Here is a 14,826-nt window from a genome sequence, read left to right on the forward strand (position 1 = left end):
TAATCCGAGGAGGATTACAAATCTCGTGAAGCTTATTGTAAGTAAATTCGTAACCGTAGCAATCGCTGGCTTTCTAGCGGCGAGCACATTGTCGCAGGCAGCATCTGCCGCCGCGAAGGCGCTGCCGTTTGATGATATTAGTACGAGCTATGCACGCAATGAAATCATAGATTTATATAATAAGAAGATTATTAGCGGTACATCGGCTAYGAGCTTTTCGCCCAAGAAGTCGATTACGAGAGCTGAGTTTATTACCGTTCTGGATCGTCTGCTGAAGCTTGAGCCTGTGACAAGCCCGGTGTCTCCTTACACGGATGTCGCGAAGAGTGTCTGGTATTACGGCTGGATACAAGCGGCTGTTCAGCTTGAGCTTGTCAGCGGCACGTCTGCTACGGCTTTCGCCCCGACGAAGCCCGTTACCCGCCAGGAGGCGGCCGTCATGATTGCAAGGGCGCTCAAGCAGACAGGAACTGTGGCCGCGTCCAGTTCCGCTTACAAGGATCAAGACCAAATTGCCGAATGGGCAAGCTCAGCTGTAGCTTCGGTGAGCGGGCTAGATCTAATGAAAGGCGATGAAACCGGCAGCTTCCGGCCTTCGAATCCGATTACGAGGCAGGAAACGGCCGTCCTTCTGGCTCGCGTGCTGAAGCAGGCAAGCTGGGCGTCGGAGCTTGAGGCTAAGCCTGACGAACGTATTGTATTGGGGTGGCAGTATGGACAGACGACTGCGCAGTACCAGAGTAATATTCTAAAGTCGAATGTGAACACGCTGTCCCCTCGTTGGTATTTTGTGGGGAGCACGGGTGCTGTATCGGATGGGACGGATGCCGCCCTTGTCACATGGGCGAAGAAGAACGCCAAGAAGGTTTGGGTCATGGTCGGCAACCGCTCCGATCAAGAGGCTACTCATCAATTATTATCTAGCGCGTCTGCAAGAACGAAGGCGGTTGATGCGCTGGGCGCCCTTGTAAACAAGTATGGGCTGGATGGACTTAATATCGATTTCGAAAACGCAGCTCCGGCTGACCGCGCGTATTTCACAACGTTCGTGACGCAATTAGCCGTTAAGCTTCATGCGCTGGGTGCCGTGCTGTCCGTTGACGTCTCGCCCGATCTAGGCACCGACTGGACCGACGCATTCGATTATGCCGCGCTCGGCAAGCAAGCCGATTACATGGTATTGATGGGTTACGATGAGCATTACGGCGGCAGCTTATATCCCGGTCCGAATGCTTCTCTTCCGTATGATCGGGGCGCAATTCAGACACTGACGAAAGTCGTGTCAAGCAAGAAGGTCATACTGGCGTTTCCGTTCTATAACCGCGACTGGTCGTTAAACTCGAATGGCACGGTTGCGTCCTCCGCTTACGTTTCGTTGACCGAGCAGAACCAATTATTGTCCAGCTATGCGATGAAGCCGATATGGAATCCGACTTTGGGGCAATATGTGGCCAGCTATACGAAGGGATCGATTAATCATACGATATGGATTGAGGACGGACGCTCCTTGATCGCGAAGTATCGATTGGTCGTGCAGAACGGTTTAGCAGGCGTTGCCTACTGGCATATCGGCGGCGAAAGTTCGGATATATGGGCCAGTCTCAGAAACGCAGAGAAATATGAAGACTATGACTTCGGCAGCACCAATTGAAGTTGCTTCATAACAAAAAAGCACGTTCAGCGCCCTTAAGCGTCGAACGTGCTTTTTGCTTTTATACGGTCGTTATCTCCACTTGTGCAGGCTGCAGTCCGCGAGACGCCGCTTTCACAACGATTCGTCCCGGCGCCTGTTGCGTTCGAATGTAGGCAAGAAGCTTGCCGTTGAACGCTTTTCTGGATTTGGAGCTATACGGCGTGAGGTCCTGACTATCTCCGTTCTCGATGCCGATGATTTCTCCCGGCCCATCGACGGACAGCTCGATCAAATCATCAGATCCGTATACAAAACGACCTTCGCTGTCGGTCACCTGGATTTCGACATGGGCAATATCTTCGCCGTCTGCCTTCAGGTCCGAACTATCCACATGCATCGCGATCTGCTCCGGCTTCGAGACGGTACGAAGCATACACGTATATCGATTCCCGTCAGCACCTTTGGCAACAGCTTCTAAGATCCCCTCTTCATAGGCGACTTCCCACGTTAAGTAGAGCTTCGGAGCATCGATAAGATGTTTTATGCCGAGCGAACGGCCATTAAGGAAGAGCTCGACTTCTTCGCAGTTCGTATGGCAGGCGATCTTAAGTTGATCACCTTCCGCCCAGTTCCAATGGGGAACGCCGCCTGCCCACCTTCCGCGGGCTCCATGCTCGGAATTGTCCACTTTCATTGAAGTAAGGTGGACCATTGGTTTGTCGCTCCATAGACTTTGACGATAGTAATAATTCGATTTTTTAAACCCGGCTAGATCCATGAATCCGGCCTGCGCGACTCTAACGGGCCAGCCCTTCGCTTCTCCCAAATAATCGATGCCGGTCCATATGAATTGGGCGCTTATATAGTCATTGTCCCTGACGGCTAGCCATGCTTCCAAGCTGGAGCTGTTCTCGCTGCCGAGGGTTACTCTGTCCGGATATTTCTGATGATCCTCCTCATAGAATTGCTCTTTGTAATTGTAGCCTACTACATCGAGGGCATCCGCATAGCCGGTCAGATTGGACAACTCGGGAAACGCAAGCGCTGCCGTCACAGGCCTTGTCGTGTCGCATTCTTTGACGTACTTCGCGAGGCGTCTCGCAATCGTTGCAAGCCTCTCGGCGTTCGGTTTATTCGGATCGTATTGTCTTTCCGCTGCCGGTTTGTTGGCATCGTTATTGCCGGTCATCGTCTCGAAGTACGGATGGCAATACGGATCATTCGGATAGTCGACTTCATTGCCGATGCTCCACATAATGATGGAAGGATGGTTGCGGTCCCTCAGCACCATCTCCTTCAAGTCGGCTTCGCCCCATTGCGGAAAGTCCTCGTAATAGCCAAAATGCTTAGGCGGATATACATTGTGGCCGGTTGACCACTTGTTCTTCACGCCTTCCCATTCGTCGAACGCTTCGTCGATGACGAGGAATCCCATGGAGTCGCATAAATCAAGCAAATTCGGCGCCGGCGGGTTATGGCTCATGCGAATCGCATTGCAGCCCATCTCTTTCAGGGCCGTAAGTCTGCGAACCCATACTTTCGCGGGCACTGCAGCTCCGAGGCCGCCTGCGTCATGGTGCACGCATACGCCTTTCATTTTCATATTGACGCCATTCAGGAAGAAGCCTTTGTTAGCATCGAACTGGATCGAGCGAATACCGACAACGGTCTGTACCTCGTCAATCAGCACGCCGTCCTTGCTAAGCTCCGTACGCAACGTATACAGGGAAGGGCTATCCGGCGACCATAGCTTCGGATTATCGACAACAATAGTCGCGTGGCCTTCCGTCCCCGATTCGGCAAGTACGGTCCATGCATCAGTTGCTTGCCCGATGACTTCTCCGTCACCGTTCACTAGCACATTCGTCACTTGTATCGTCTCGTCCTGGAGGGCCTCATTAGACAGTCGAACTTGGACGGCTACCGTCGCTTGCTCCGAGGAGACGTCCGGCGTCGTTGCGAATACGCCGTATTGATCGATGTGAATCTGATCCGTAACCGTTAGATAGACGTCCCTGTATATGCCCGAGCCGGTGAACCATCTGGAATCCGCGATGTCCTTATGATCCGCCTTTACCGAAAGGACATTGTCGATATCTCCAAAAGACACACAGTCCGTAATGTCATACGTAAACGTGCTGTAACCGTAAGGTCTCTTCCCCAAATAATAGCTGTTGCACCATACCTGGGCGTTGTTATAGATACCCTCGAAGGTGATATATACGCGCTTGCCCTGCAGATCTTGCGGCAAATCGAACCTTTTTCGATACCATCCGATACCGCCGGGCAGGTAGCCGGTTCCGCTGGAATGCTCCTCGGAAAATGGTTCTTCGACGGACCAGTCATGAGGCAAGGTCACACTCCGCCAGCTTGCGTCGTCGAAGCCTTTGTACCATGCGCCAGGCTCGTCGCCTCTATGGAACTTCCAATCCAGATTCATCCGTTCAATGCGTCTTCCTTTGCTCATCGTCAGTCTCCTTTTCGCTTCCTAAGCTGTAGGAACTCTTATATTAGGGACATTCACAAAATTGCTCATCATAAACAGTTCTTTGTGATGGCTGCGCTTTCATTATAAGGTTATAATGAGCATGGGAGAATATCGCATATTGCTATAAACATGGACAAAATTGTTGTCGGAGGACGAAGCATGATCAGTATATCGGGTAATGCGATGAGAGAGTGGCATGAGTTCGGAGTGGCGAATACGGATTGTTTTCTAACCGTGAACTGCTGCGGCTACCAGAAGCTGATGACGAAAAACTTGGAGCGCAATCGCGATCAAGGCAGAGTGGATTATCAGCTCATCTACATCGTCAGGGGGAAGGCCGTGTTTCGCTTCGGCGAAGAGGAGATAGAGGTGGGCGGCGGACATATGGTCTTCTATGCGCCGGGCGAGCCGCAAAATTATTGTTATTATGCCGAAGAGACGACGGAGGTTTATTGGATTCATTTCAGCGGGCATGCCGTTCACGATTATTTGGAGCAATTCGGGCTGCTCGGCGAGCCCATTCATGATATAGGCATGATGGATGAGATCGTCGCTTTGTATAACAAAATCATCTACGAGCTGAATACAAATAAGCCGCTGAGCGGCCATGTGACAACGGCCTACCTTCTGGAGCTGCTTGCGCTGCTCGGGAGGAAGCTCCAACACGCGGAGGAGCATCACAAGGGGAGACAGCATGCGGATATTACGATGATTATTGGCGTTATGCACGAGAGGTACAGCGAGCAGCTTGTCATTGCCGATCTAGCGAGGCAGATCAGCCTTAGTCCCTTCCGGTTCATCCATAAGTTCAAAGCCGTAACGGGTTCGACGCCGCTTAAATATGTGACCGATATCCGCATGAATGAAGCGAAGAAGCTGCTGTCGGAGTCTTCTCTTCATGTGCGGGAAGTAGCATCTATTGTCGGGTACGACAATCCGCTTTACTTCAGCAGGATATTCCGAAGCACGGTTGGTTTACCGCCTAGCGAATATAAGAAACAGTTTCAGTAGGCGATTAGGTTGGATGATTTCCAATCAAAACAATGACAAGCATCATGACATAGGAATATCCCGTTTCTACACGAAAGGACTGTCTCAAAGGTAAAGTGAGACAGTCCTTTATTTTACATTTCAGTTATACAAGCTGCACGTAGAACGTTGTCGTCTTGCCCAGTACGCTCTTCGCGTAGATTTTGCCCTTGTGCTGCTCGACGATCGACTTCGCGATAGCTAGCCCAAGGCCGTAGCCGCCTTGCTTGCGGGATCTCGAACGATCGACGCGGTAGAAACGGTCGAAGATGCGATCCAGATGCTCGGGGGCGATCCCTTCGCCTGTATTCGTCACCGCCAGCTGAATATCGGTGGCGCGCTTCTTGAGCGCCAGTATGATCAAGCCTTGGCTTCCGGCATACTTGATCGCATTATCGAGCAATATCATAACGACCTGCTTAATCTGCTCGCCGTTGCCGCTCATAACGAGCTCCGGTTCGATCTCATAGCTGAGCTCTATATTTTTTTCGAAAATGACGGCTTCCATCGTTAGAATTACGCTCTCGACAGCTTCGCTCAAGTTGAACGGCGTGTAAAGCATTTTCTCCCTTGTATCGTCGATTTCCGTCAAATAGAGAAGATCATTGGTCAACGTCTTCATACGTTCCGTCTCCGACTTAATATGGTGCAGCCACTTCGCTTGCTCGCGTATCGTGTCGTCCCGATTGGCTAGCAGGACATCCGCATTCGTGTTAATAACCGCAAGCGGCGTCTTCAATTCATGGGAAGCGTCGGCGATGAATCGCTTCTGCTTGTCGAACGCCTCCTTAACAGGGGTGATGGAACGATTGGCGAAATAACGGCTTGTGAAGTAAATGACGATGAGCATCACCAGCGCGACCGCAAGGAACGTATAAATCAGATTCGTCAAGATCGTCTGCTGAGCCGTAACATCTAGAAATACGATGTTATAGCCACTCATTGTATTCTGCACCGAGAAAGCCCACTCGTTGCCTTCCAAGCTGAATTGGCCTCGATCCGAGCTCGAAGCTCTGACTTTATTAATCGCATCCGTATAGAAAGCTTCATCCATATCGAAACGCGAATCCGTTGCGGTCATATTCCACTCCTCGTCTGTCTGAAGCGAGAAGGAGACGGTGCGATCAGGCTGCCACATCATATCTTTGTCTTTGCCTCCATGAGGAGGCCCGCCGTCGCCGTCAGCGTGCGGCTCGCCGCCCATCATGCCGTCTGACGGCTTGAAGAAATCGGATACCCGATTAAGATCCATCGTAATATCATTGTGCACGTTCCGGTACGTGATGGTGTAGATCGAAGCAAAGGCGATGAGCATGATAATCGTAATAATGGCCATATTCACGACGAGGAATCGATTGCGCAGTCGATTGAACATTAGGAAGTCACCTCAAGCACGTAGCCTACGCCCCGGATCGTATTGATCTTCACCGTCGATTGCAGGAAGCCCAGCTTCTTCCTTAGAAACGAGACGTACACCTCCACGTTATTATGTTCGACCTCCGAATCGAAGCCCCAAAGCTTCTCGATGATCTGCTCTTTGGAGGTAATTGCGCTTTTCCTCGAGACCAGCAATTCCAACAGCTCGCTTTCTTTCAGAATCAGCTTAAGCTCTTTGTTCTTGCAGGATACCTTCAAGGTCGCCGTATTTAATTCGATATCGCCGAACTTAATCGCATCATCGGGCACGACCTCGCCCTTCCTCCTTAGAGCTGCCCTTATTCTTGCCAGCAGTTCTTCCGTCGAGAATGGCTTGGCGACATAGTCGTCGGCCCCGTAATCAAGTCCGGCGATCTTATCGGACGTTTCTCCCTTGGCGGTCAGCAGGATCACGGGCGTCGCCAGCCCCTTTTCCCGAATCGTCTTCAATATCGTAATGCCGTCCATTTCCGGAAGCATAATGTCGAGCAGCAGCAGATCGTATATTCCGCTTAGCGCGTTGTCGAGTCCCGATTCGCCGTCATGCACGACATCGACGGAGTAATTGTTTTTCTTCAATATTTGGGACAGCGCCTCCGCCAGATGAACTTCATCTTCTACTATTAATAAACGCATTGTTGTTTCCCCCTTAACCTCTATGAAAGCTGACCAGCAGCGTTATGTCTTTACTATAGGAAGCGAACCTTTAATTAACCTTAATCGTACCACAGGTCGATTGTTAAGAAATGTTTAAGATTCATTAAAGGTTCGTTTTCTAAGATACAGTCATGGAAGCGGCGATGCATTCGCCACAAGAAAGAGAGGAGCGTGCGGGCCGATGGCGATTGAGGTGTTCAACCGTTACGAGAGCAAGTACCTAATGGATAACCAAGCTTTTCATATGATTTATAACCGTTTGCTCGAATATATGGAACCTGATGAACACAACAAAAACGAAAGATTTTATTCAATCAGCAACATTTATTACGATACCGAGCACGATACGCTCATCCGCAACAGCTTGTCGAAGCCGAAGTACAAGGAGAAGCTCAGAATCAGAGCATACGGCGTACCGGAGGCTAACGCAAAGGTATATTTGGAGCTGAAGAAAAAGGTGTTCGGCTTGGTGAACAAGCGAAGGACTTCGCTGAGGCTGAACGAGGCATATGCATTCGCCGGAACGGGCGCTGTGCCTGAGCTTCAGCCGTATATGAATAAGCAGGTGATGATGGAAATCGAATACTTTTTGCGGCGTTATGATCTACAGCCCAAAGTGTACTTAGCTTATGACCGACTTGCCCTATTTTGCAAAAACAGCCGCGATCTTCGCATTACGTTCGACACGAATATCCGGTCAAGACGTTACGATGTGAGGTTGGAAGCGGGAGATTACGGAGAACAGCTGATGGAGGAGGGACAATGGCTCATGGAGGTAAAGGCGGAGAAGACGATTCCGCTTTGGTTGTCCCAATTGCTGTCCGAGCTTGGCATGTATCGAACAAGCTTCTCCAAGTACGGCAATGAATATAAGAAAACGGTACGTTACGGTATTGGACAAAGAACAAAGGAGAGTATTTTAATATGATCGAATCCCTATTCGCCGCTTCGACGGCAACGGAATTAACGTTAACAGACGCTTTGCTTACGATTTTTATTTCCATCGTTTTAGGCACGATGATCAGTGTTACCTATATGAAAACGCAAACGGGCTATACGCAAAATTTTGCTTTGACGCTGATCGTTCTGCCTATTATCGTCGCTATCATTATTCTTTTGATCGGTAGCAACATTGCCCGCGCCTTCAGCTTAGCCGGAGCGTTCTCCATTATTCGGTTCCGAAGCGCGCCTGGAGATCCGAAGGATATTGCGTTCGTGTTATTCACGATGGCTGCCGGTCTCGCCTGCGGTGTCGGATCATTCGCTTACGCAGTCCTGTTCACGGTCGTTATGTGTGCCCTGATGTTTGTCCTTAAGGCTATCAAATTCGGCTCCAAGAAATCGACGCAGAAGCTGCTTAAGGTTACGATCCCAGAGGATCTAGGGTACGAGGAAGCGTTCGAGGAGTTGTTCCATATGTTCGACATTCCTTATGAGCTTCGCAAAGTGAGAACAACAGAGCTAGGCAGCCTATATGAGCTTGTATACGCGGTGACGATTGATCACCTGATGAATCAGAAGGAATTTCTTGACGCTGTCAGAAGCAGAAACGGCAACTTAGACGTGACGTTGACGATGGCTCCGACGGTGTCGGATTACTAACCCGAAACAAAGAGAGGAAGATGAACAATGAAACATCCATGGAAAATAAAACTGGGAACACTCTTATTATGTGCGGCGCTGCTCGCTTCATGCAGCAACAATACAGGCAGCGCAGCTAATGACGGAACCGAGGGGACAGCGGTGGCCGCAACGACGGATTCCGGCGATACCGCCGCGGCTGAGCTGGCCGGTGTCGATCTGACGGAGCAGGTCGAGTATGAGGAGGATGACGCTTATACGGATTGGACAGCGGGCGACTCGGTAGCCATTGCGCTGACCGGGACAGGCGCGACGATTAGCGGTGAGGGAGCAACGGTCGACGGAGGTAAAATTACGATAACAGCTGCGGGCACTTACGTGGTTAGCGGCAAGCTTGAAGAAGGACAGCTTGTCGTCAATGTGCAGGATAAAGGCGTCGTTCGTCTCGTCTTGAACGGAGTCGACATTCACAATAGCAGCAGTTCGGCCATTTATGTTGAAGAGGCAGGCAAGACGATCATTTCGCTTCAAGAGGGTACGGAGAATACGCTGTCCGATGGCGAGACTTATGTATATCCGGACGCAACGACTGACGAGCCGAATGCGGCGCTGTTCAGCCATGATGATCTGACGATTAACGGCACGGGTAAGCTCGCGGTACAAGGAAACTTCAATAACGGCATCACGAGCAAGGATAAGTTGAAAATTACGGGCGGCACGATTGACATTACTGCTGCCGATGACGGACTCATGGGCCGTGACCTCGTTGCTGTGAATGACGGCTCGATCACGATTAAGTCGGAGGGCGATGCGGTTAAGACGACGTACGATACCGATACGACCAAAGGTTATATCGTTATCGAAGGCGGCTCATTTAGTATCGATGCCGGCGATGACGGCATTCACTCCGAGACCGCAATTGCGATTGCAGGCGGCAAGGTTGATATTACTCAAAGTAACGAAGGCATCGAAGCCCCGACGATTGCAATCTCGGGCGGTGAGACAAGCGTAGTCTCGACCGATGACGGCATTAACGTAGCCGGCGGAGACGCAGGGACGGCAGCCGAGGGAGGGGGGGCTGCTGGAGGTGCTCCAGGATCGGGAGCTTCTTCTTCGAACATGCTGGTCATTAGCGGCGGCTACCTGAGCGTTGATGCTGCTGGCGACGGGCTCGATTCGAACGGCTCGGTTCAGATGAGCGGCGGTACAGTTATCGTGAACGGCCCGACCAATAACGGCAACGGATCTTTGGATTACGACGGTTCCTTCGTCATGACGGGCGGCTACCTCATTTCTGCCGGCAGCTCAGGCATGGTGCAGGGGACGGCTGATACTTCGACGCAGCCAGGCATCCTAATGACGTTTACAGCTGCGCAGCAAGCTGGCACCTTGGTCCATCTGGAAGATAGCGACGGCAACGCGATCATGACATTCGCGCCGTCCAAATCGTATCAAGCAATATTCGTCAGTTCCCCTGATTTGAAGCAAAACAGCTCGTACACAATCTATTCGGGCGGCACATCGACAGGCTCCGAAACGAACGGCCTGTACGAAGGCGGCACATACGAAGGGGGAACGAAAGTCGTATCCTTCGAGAATGCCACGATTGTTACTTGGGTGAATGAATCAGGCGTTACCGAAGCGCAAAGCGGAATGGGAGGCCCTGGCGGAAGAGGCGGCGGCGGCTTCGGCGGCGGCGGCGGACAACGCGGCGAAGGCGGCGGAGATCGGATGCCTCCGGACGGCGAAATGCCGCAGGATGGCACGATGCCGCAAGGCGGAGAGCCTCCGCAGGACGCTGCAGCTCAGTAAATTAGGAAATGCGAAAAGCCCTTTACCTGCCTTGATGGCGCGGTGAAGGGCTTTTTTTCTATGGCAATGTTATAGTGGCATTTTGGGCAACTAATATTGGGCTTACATATAAACAGCTTCATATAGTTCGATTTCGGGCCGCTAAAATGGAGGTTTTGGACTTTTGATCAGAAAGTGGCTAATTAGTTTGACGAAATGCCGCTAAACGCTAGCTTGTTCACCAACCAACCTATTTAGTTCGACGAAATGCCGTTATATGTGAGATGTCTATTTCTTGCCTCTGCGTACTTTAAGCAGCTTGCCCTTAACGGTAGTGTCCTTCATCAGCTCAAGCACGAGAGGACCTTTGCCGTTCAGAATCTCAACATCGGATACATGATCGAGAATCGTAATGATCCCGATATCGTCCGCAGACACACCGTCAAGCTTGGCGATCGTTCCGACAAAGTCGACGGCGCGAAGCTTTTTCTTTTTGCCGCCGTTGAAGTTAAGCTTCATGATCTGCTTGCTCAACTGCTCGCGCTTATCCTTCTTGAGCTCCGGTCCGATATTGATCTTCTGCTCGAATTCATCTCTGCGTCGCTCCACCGCTTCTTCGGACGGGGCTTTCACTTTCGAAATCTCGAAACCGATATAAGCCTCGATATCTGCTAATCGACTGTAATCTCTAGGCGTGACGAACGTAATCGCTTTGCCCGTCTTGCCGGCTCGTCCGGTACGGCCTGTGCGGTGGACGTAGCTTTCTTTTTCCAACGGAATATCATAGTTAATGACATGCGTAATGTTCGTAATATCGATCCCTCTGGCAGCTACATCCGTCGCAATCAAATAACGGAATTGCCCTCTTCTGAACGCATTCATGACCTCGAACCGTTCTTCTTGCTCCATTCCTCCGTGAATGCGGTCGCAAGGATAATCGAGTTCGGCCATTTCGCGGAATAATTGATCGACATGCTCCTGCGTACGGCAAAAAACGATGCAGCTGTCAGGGTTCTCGACGATAAGCAGATTTTGAAGCACAGCCAGCTTGTCCGCTTCCATCACCTGAATAAGGGCGTGCTCGATGGTCGCTGTCGTGAGGCCGCTTGCTTTGATCTCGATTTGGGCAGGATCGCTCATATATTTGCGCGACAGCTTGGCTACATCCTCTGGAAAAGTAGCGGAGAACAGCATCGTGACTCTCTCCCTAGGCAATGCCCCGATAATCGACTGAACTTGCTCGATGAATCCCATATTGAGCATTTCATCGGCTTCATCGATAACGAGATAGGCGATGCGATCAAGCGATAACGAGCCGCGTTCGATATGATCCAGCACGCGCCCCGGCGTGCCGACAACCATATGCGTTCGTTGTCTGAGCTCCGCCTTCTGCATATGGAACGGATGTTTCCCGTACAGAGGCGTTGATTTAATTCGCTTGAATCGGCCGATATTGGTCAAGTCCTCGTTAACCTGCACGGCGAGCTCCCTTGTTGGCGTCAGAATTAACGCCTGCGGCTTATTCTCGTTCCAATCGACGAGCTCGCAGAGCGGAATGCCGTATGCCGCTGTCTTGCCGCTGCCGGTCTGCGATTTGACGACAAGATCCTTTTTCTCCAGCGCAACGGGGATAACCTCCGTCTGGACCTCCGTAGGCTTCTCGTAGCCGAGGCCGTTCAGCGCCCTCATTATTTCCTCACTTAGTCCGTAATCCGTAAACTGTTTCTCGCTCATTGCTGACCTCTTCTACCTTATATTTGAATACCTATATCTACAGGTTTCCACCTTGCAACAACCCTATTCTGATCTATTATACTCTGAATTTGGCTGCAGAAGGTCATTCCACGGTCTGCAAAAAAATTTCTATGGCATGTCTCACGCCATTCGGGTCGCTGAGCATGGGGAGGTGGCCCGTTTCAAGGCTATGCACCTGCTCAGGAGACAGATTGGCGATCATTTGCTGCTGCAGGGCAAGAGCAAGCTCCTTATCCCGTGTAAGCCTGATGAATAGCTTCGGCACGCTCGGAACAGGCGCCTCGGATCGATCCGAATACACATATACCGATTCAGGTGTAAACCTGCGTACAATCTCGTTCGCACTCTCGGGCGACAAGTCATTGCATATACCGGATCGGATAGCCGATTCCGGCGGTCTCGTCCCTGCGAGCCGCATGATCACCGATAACAATAGTCTCTTGGCAAAAGGCATTATAGATACGAATGATCCGCCATTTTTCGGTATGGCCGCTCCGATCGCTACGAAGCCCTTAACTTGCTCGGGCATTTCGGCAGCAAGCCGGAGGCCGAGAACGCCGCCTAAAGAATGTGCGACAATCACAATCCTCTGATAGTTCTGTTCATCCACTTGTCTTCGTATATGGGCGACGTAATCTTTCAAATGCAGATCCTTCAGCGATCCGCCGGTGTCCCCGCGATGCGGATAATCAACCAGGAGGCAAGGATAATTCATGCCGTCCGCTACTTGTTTCCAGATTCGGCTATCCAGCCCGGCGCCATGTATAAATACGAGAGCTATCTTGTCTTGCTTAAACCGATGAATATCCATCATTTTTTTCTCCTCCTCGTATCGTCCCAATCGATATCTAAATCAACCTTAATCTATAAACAAGACAAATAATGTCTTATTATATGGATAAGATAAAAATAAATACGAATTAGAGGTGGGCTTACTCTGCAGAAGTCACAGCGATTAATCCAACTCATTATGATGATCAACGCAAGAAAATCATTCACCGTGCAGGAGCTTGCTGATGAGTTCGGCTTATCGAAGCGGACGATTGCCCGCGATTTGGATGAATTAAGCAGTCTTGGCGTTCCCGTGTATTCGGTTCAGGGAAGAGGCGGAGGATATAGGCTGCTGCAGGAAAGGCTGCTGCCGCCGATCAGCTTCACCGAAAGCGAGGCCGTCGCTTTATTCTTCGCCTGCCAGTCGCTCGATTATTTAAGCACGGTGCCTTTCGGTGACGGTGCCACAACCGCTTTGCATAAGTTCTATCACTATTTGCCGGCCGATGCCAGGGAGCGGATCGATCGTCTCAAGAATAAGGTCATGATTTGGAGTCCGTACCGTCCGATGTCCACGGAGGTACTGAACACGATGATGCAGGCGATTATGATACCGAGCATTGTGACGGTCGAATATAGCTCCGGAAACGGCGTGACCACGCGCGACATTCAGCCTATCGGTCTGTACGCCAGCTCAGGCTACTGGTACTGTCCCGCCTATTGCTTCAAGCGCAAGGAGATCAGGCAATTCCGGGTAGACCGAATACGAACGGCTGTGCTTAACGCGTCTATTCGATGCCGGGAAGACGTCGATCAGCTAAGCTTGCTGGATAAGCCCGTAACCGATCCGTCGGAGGGGATCGTGCTCCGGCTATCACTTACGAGCGAAGGCTTATGGCATCTCGAATCGAACGCCCGGTTTGCTCCTTACTTGCAACGCGGGGATGATGGAAGCGGGTCGGCTGACGTTCCGATTGCTTCTAAGGACTTGCCATTCTATATGGATTTAATCTGGAAGCTGAGAGAGGATGTTACCGTGCTAGGGCCGAAGGAAGCGATTCAGTGGATGAGGGGGAAAATCGAAGCCATGGGCTTTTTGTATCCCTGAATGCTGTTTTTGTAATTTACATCTGATTCGTTTATACTTCAAGCACATATACGCGTGGGCTCCAAAGGATGAAAGAAACGTCTTTATATAACTTTTTTTATGCAGGAGGAGAGATGACGATGGCAACGTTGATTAACGCGCCGGTGGCAAAAGCGGAAATGCTCATCAGAAAGCCGGTTTCAGAGGTGTACGAGGCTTTCATTGATCCGACAATTACGACGCAATTCTGGTTCACTAAGGGAAGCGGCAGATTGGAAGCGGGGAAGAGCGTCCGGTGGGATTGGGAAATGTACGGCGCTTCGGCCAGCGTGGAAGTGATCGAACTGGAGCCTAATCAGCGAATCGTGATCGACTGGGGCACCTTTGTTGAATTTAGCTTCACTCCGCAATCCGAGACGGAGACGTTCGTCACGATAACCGATACGGGCTTCCAAGGGGACGCGGACGAGATCGTGGGGCAAGCCATCGGTTCAACGGAAGGCTTCACGATCGTATTATGCGGATTAAAAGCATGGCTGGAGCACGGCATTCGTTTGAATCTTGTAGCGGACAAAGCCCCATACGCTCACATTGAGCGCTAATTCGCGCGAAGGAGAT

At 51.0% G+C, this 14,826-nt stretch carries 12 protein-coding genes; 7 read left to right on the plus strand and 5 right to left on the minus strand.

Features of this window, described 5'->3' with window-relative positions; all coding sequences use genetic code 11:
* The first annotated feature begins 25 nt into the window (after positions 1-25).
* Positions 26-1,651 (plus strand): S-layer homology domain-containing protein, encoded by a 1,626-nt coding sequence (locus AB4Z33_RS03700; protein WP_442048612.1) that lies wholly within the window; start codon positions 26-28, stop codon positions 1,649-1,651.
* A 61-nt stretch (positions 1,652-1,712) separates the two neighbouring features.
* On the opposite strand, the gene AB4Z33_RS03705 is transcribed toward AB4Z33_RS03700, so the two are convergent.
* Entirely contained in the window at positions 1,713-4,100 is a 2,388-nt protein-coding gene (locus tag AB4Z33_RS03705; protein ID WP_442048613.1) for a glycoside hydrolase family 2 TIM barrel-domain containing protein, read from the minus strand.
* Between the two features lie 180 nt (positions 4,101-4,280).
* On the opposite strand from AB4Z33_RS03705, the gene AB4Z33_RS03710 reads away from it, so the two are divergent.
* A complete protein-coding gene (locus tag AB4Z33_RS03710; RefSeq protein ID WP_442048614.1) occupies positions 4,281-5,132 on the plus strand; it encodes a helix-turn-helix domain-containing protein in 852 nt (283 codons plus the stop codon).
* A gap of 124 nt (positions 5,133-5,256) precedes the next feature.
* On the opposite strand, the gene AB4Z33_RS03715 is transcribed toward AB4Z33_RS03710, so the two are convergent.
* Together AB4Z33_RS03715 and AB4Z33_RS03720 are read right to left on the minus strand one after the other, a co-directional pair.
* On the minus strand, positions 5,257-6,525 hold the full coding sequence (locus AB4Z33_RS03715) for a sensor histidine kinase (protein ID WP_442048615.1): 1,269 nt from the start codon (positions 6,523-6,525) through the stop codon (positions 5,257-5,259).
* Positions 6,525-7,202 carry a response regulator transcription factor gene (locus AB4Z33_RS03720; protein WP_442048616.1) on the minus strand — a complete coding sequence of 226 codons (678 nt, stop codon included), beginning with the start codon at positions 7,200-7,202 and terminating at the stop codon, positions 6,525-6,527. The genes AB4Z33_RS03715 and AB4Z33_RS03720 overlap by 1 nt, the downstream gene beginning before the upstream one ends.
* A 202-nt stretch (positions 7,203-7,404) precedes the next feature.
* On the opposite strand from AB4Z33_RS03720, the gene AB4Z33_RS03725 reads away from it, so the two are divergent.
* The 3 genes from AB4Z33_RS03725 to AB4Z33_RS03735 are packed head-to-tail and all read left to right on the plus strand — an operon-like array spanning position 7,405 to position 10,616.
* Positions 7,405-8,151, plus strand: a complete 747-nt coding sequence (locus AB4Z33_RS03725) for a polyphosphate polymerase domain-containing protein (protein WP_442048617.1) — start codon at positions 7,405-7,407, stop codon at positions 8,149-8,151.
* Positions 8,148-8,825 carry a DUF4956 domain-containing protein gene (locus tag AB4Z33_RS03730; protein WP_442048618.1) on the plus strand — a complete coding sequence of 226 codons (678 nt, stop codon included), beginning with the start codon at positions 8,148-8,150 and terminating at the stop codon, positions 8,823-8,825. Before AB4Z33_RS03725 ends, AB4Z33_RS03730 begins: the two co-directional genes overlap by 4 nt.
* Positions 8,826-8,852: 27 nt before the next feature.
* Positions 8,853-10,616 (plus strand): carbohydrate-binding domain-containing protein, encoded by a 1,764-nt coding sequence (locus AB4Z33_RS03735; protein WP_442048619.1) that lies wholly within the window; start codon positions 8,853-8,855, stop codon positions 10,614-10,616.
* Positions 10,617-10,883: 267 nt separating this feature from the next.
* On the opposite strand, the gene AB4Z33_RS03740 is transcribed toward AB4Z33_RS03735, so the two are convergent.
* Positions 10,884-12,329, minus strand: a complete 1,446-nt coding sequence (locus tag AB4Z33_RS03740; RefSeq protein WP_442048620.1) for a DEAD/DEAH box helicase — start codon at positions 12,327-12,329, stop codon at positions 10,884-10,886.
* Positions 12,330-12,432: 103 nt separating this feature from the next.
* The gene (locus AB4Z33_RS03745; protein WP_442048621.1) at positions 12,433-13,164 is read right to left on the minus strand and encodes an alpha/beta fold hydrolase; all 732 of its coding nucleotides are present in this window, start codon (positions 13,162-13,164) and stop codon (positions 12,433-12,435) included.
* 144 nt (positions 13,165-13,308) lie between these two features.
* Here AB4Z33_RS03745 and AB4Z33_RS03750 point away from each other — a divergent pair, with 144 nt between their 5' ends.
* A complete protein-coding gene (locus AB4Z33_RS03750) occupies positions 13,309-14,229 on the plus strand; it encodes a helix-turn-helix transcriptional regulator (protein ID WP_442048668.1) in 921 nt (306 codons plus the stop codon).
* Positions 14,230-14,348: 119 nt separating this feature from the next.
* The gene (locus AB4Z33_RS03755; protein ID WP_442048622.1) at positions 14,349-14,810 is read left to right on the plus strand and encodes an SRPBCC family protein; all 462 of its coding nucleotides are present in this window, start codon (positions 14,349-14,351) and stop codon (positions 14,808-14,810) included.
* The last annotated feature ends 16 nt before the right edge of the window (positions 14,811-14,826 follow it).

This window comes from Paenibacillus sp. 2TAB19 (assembly GCF_052115185.1).
Taxonomy (GTDB): domain Bacteria; phylum Bacillota; class Bacilli; order Paenibacillales; family Paenibacillaceae; genus Pristimantibacillus.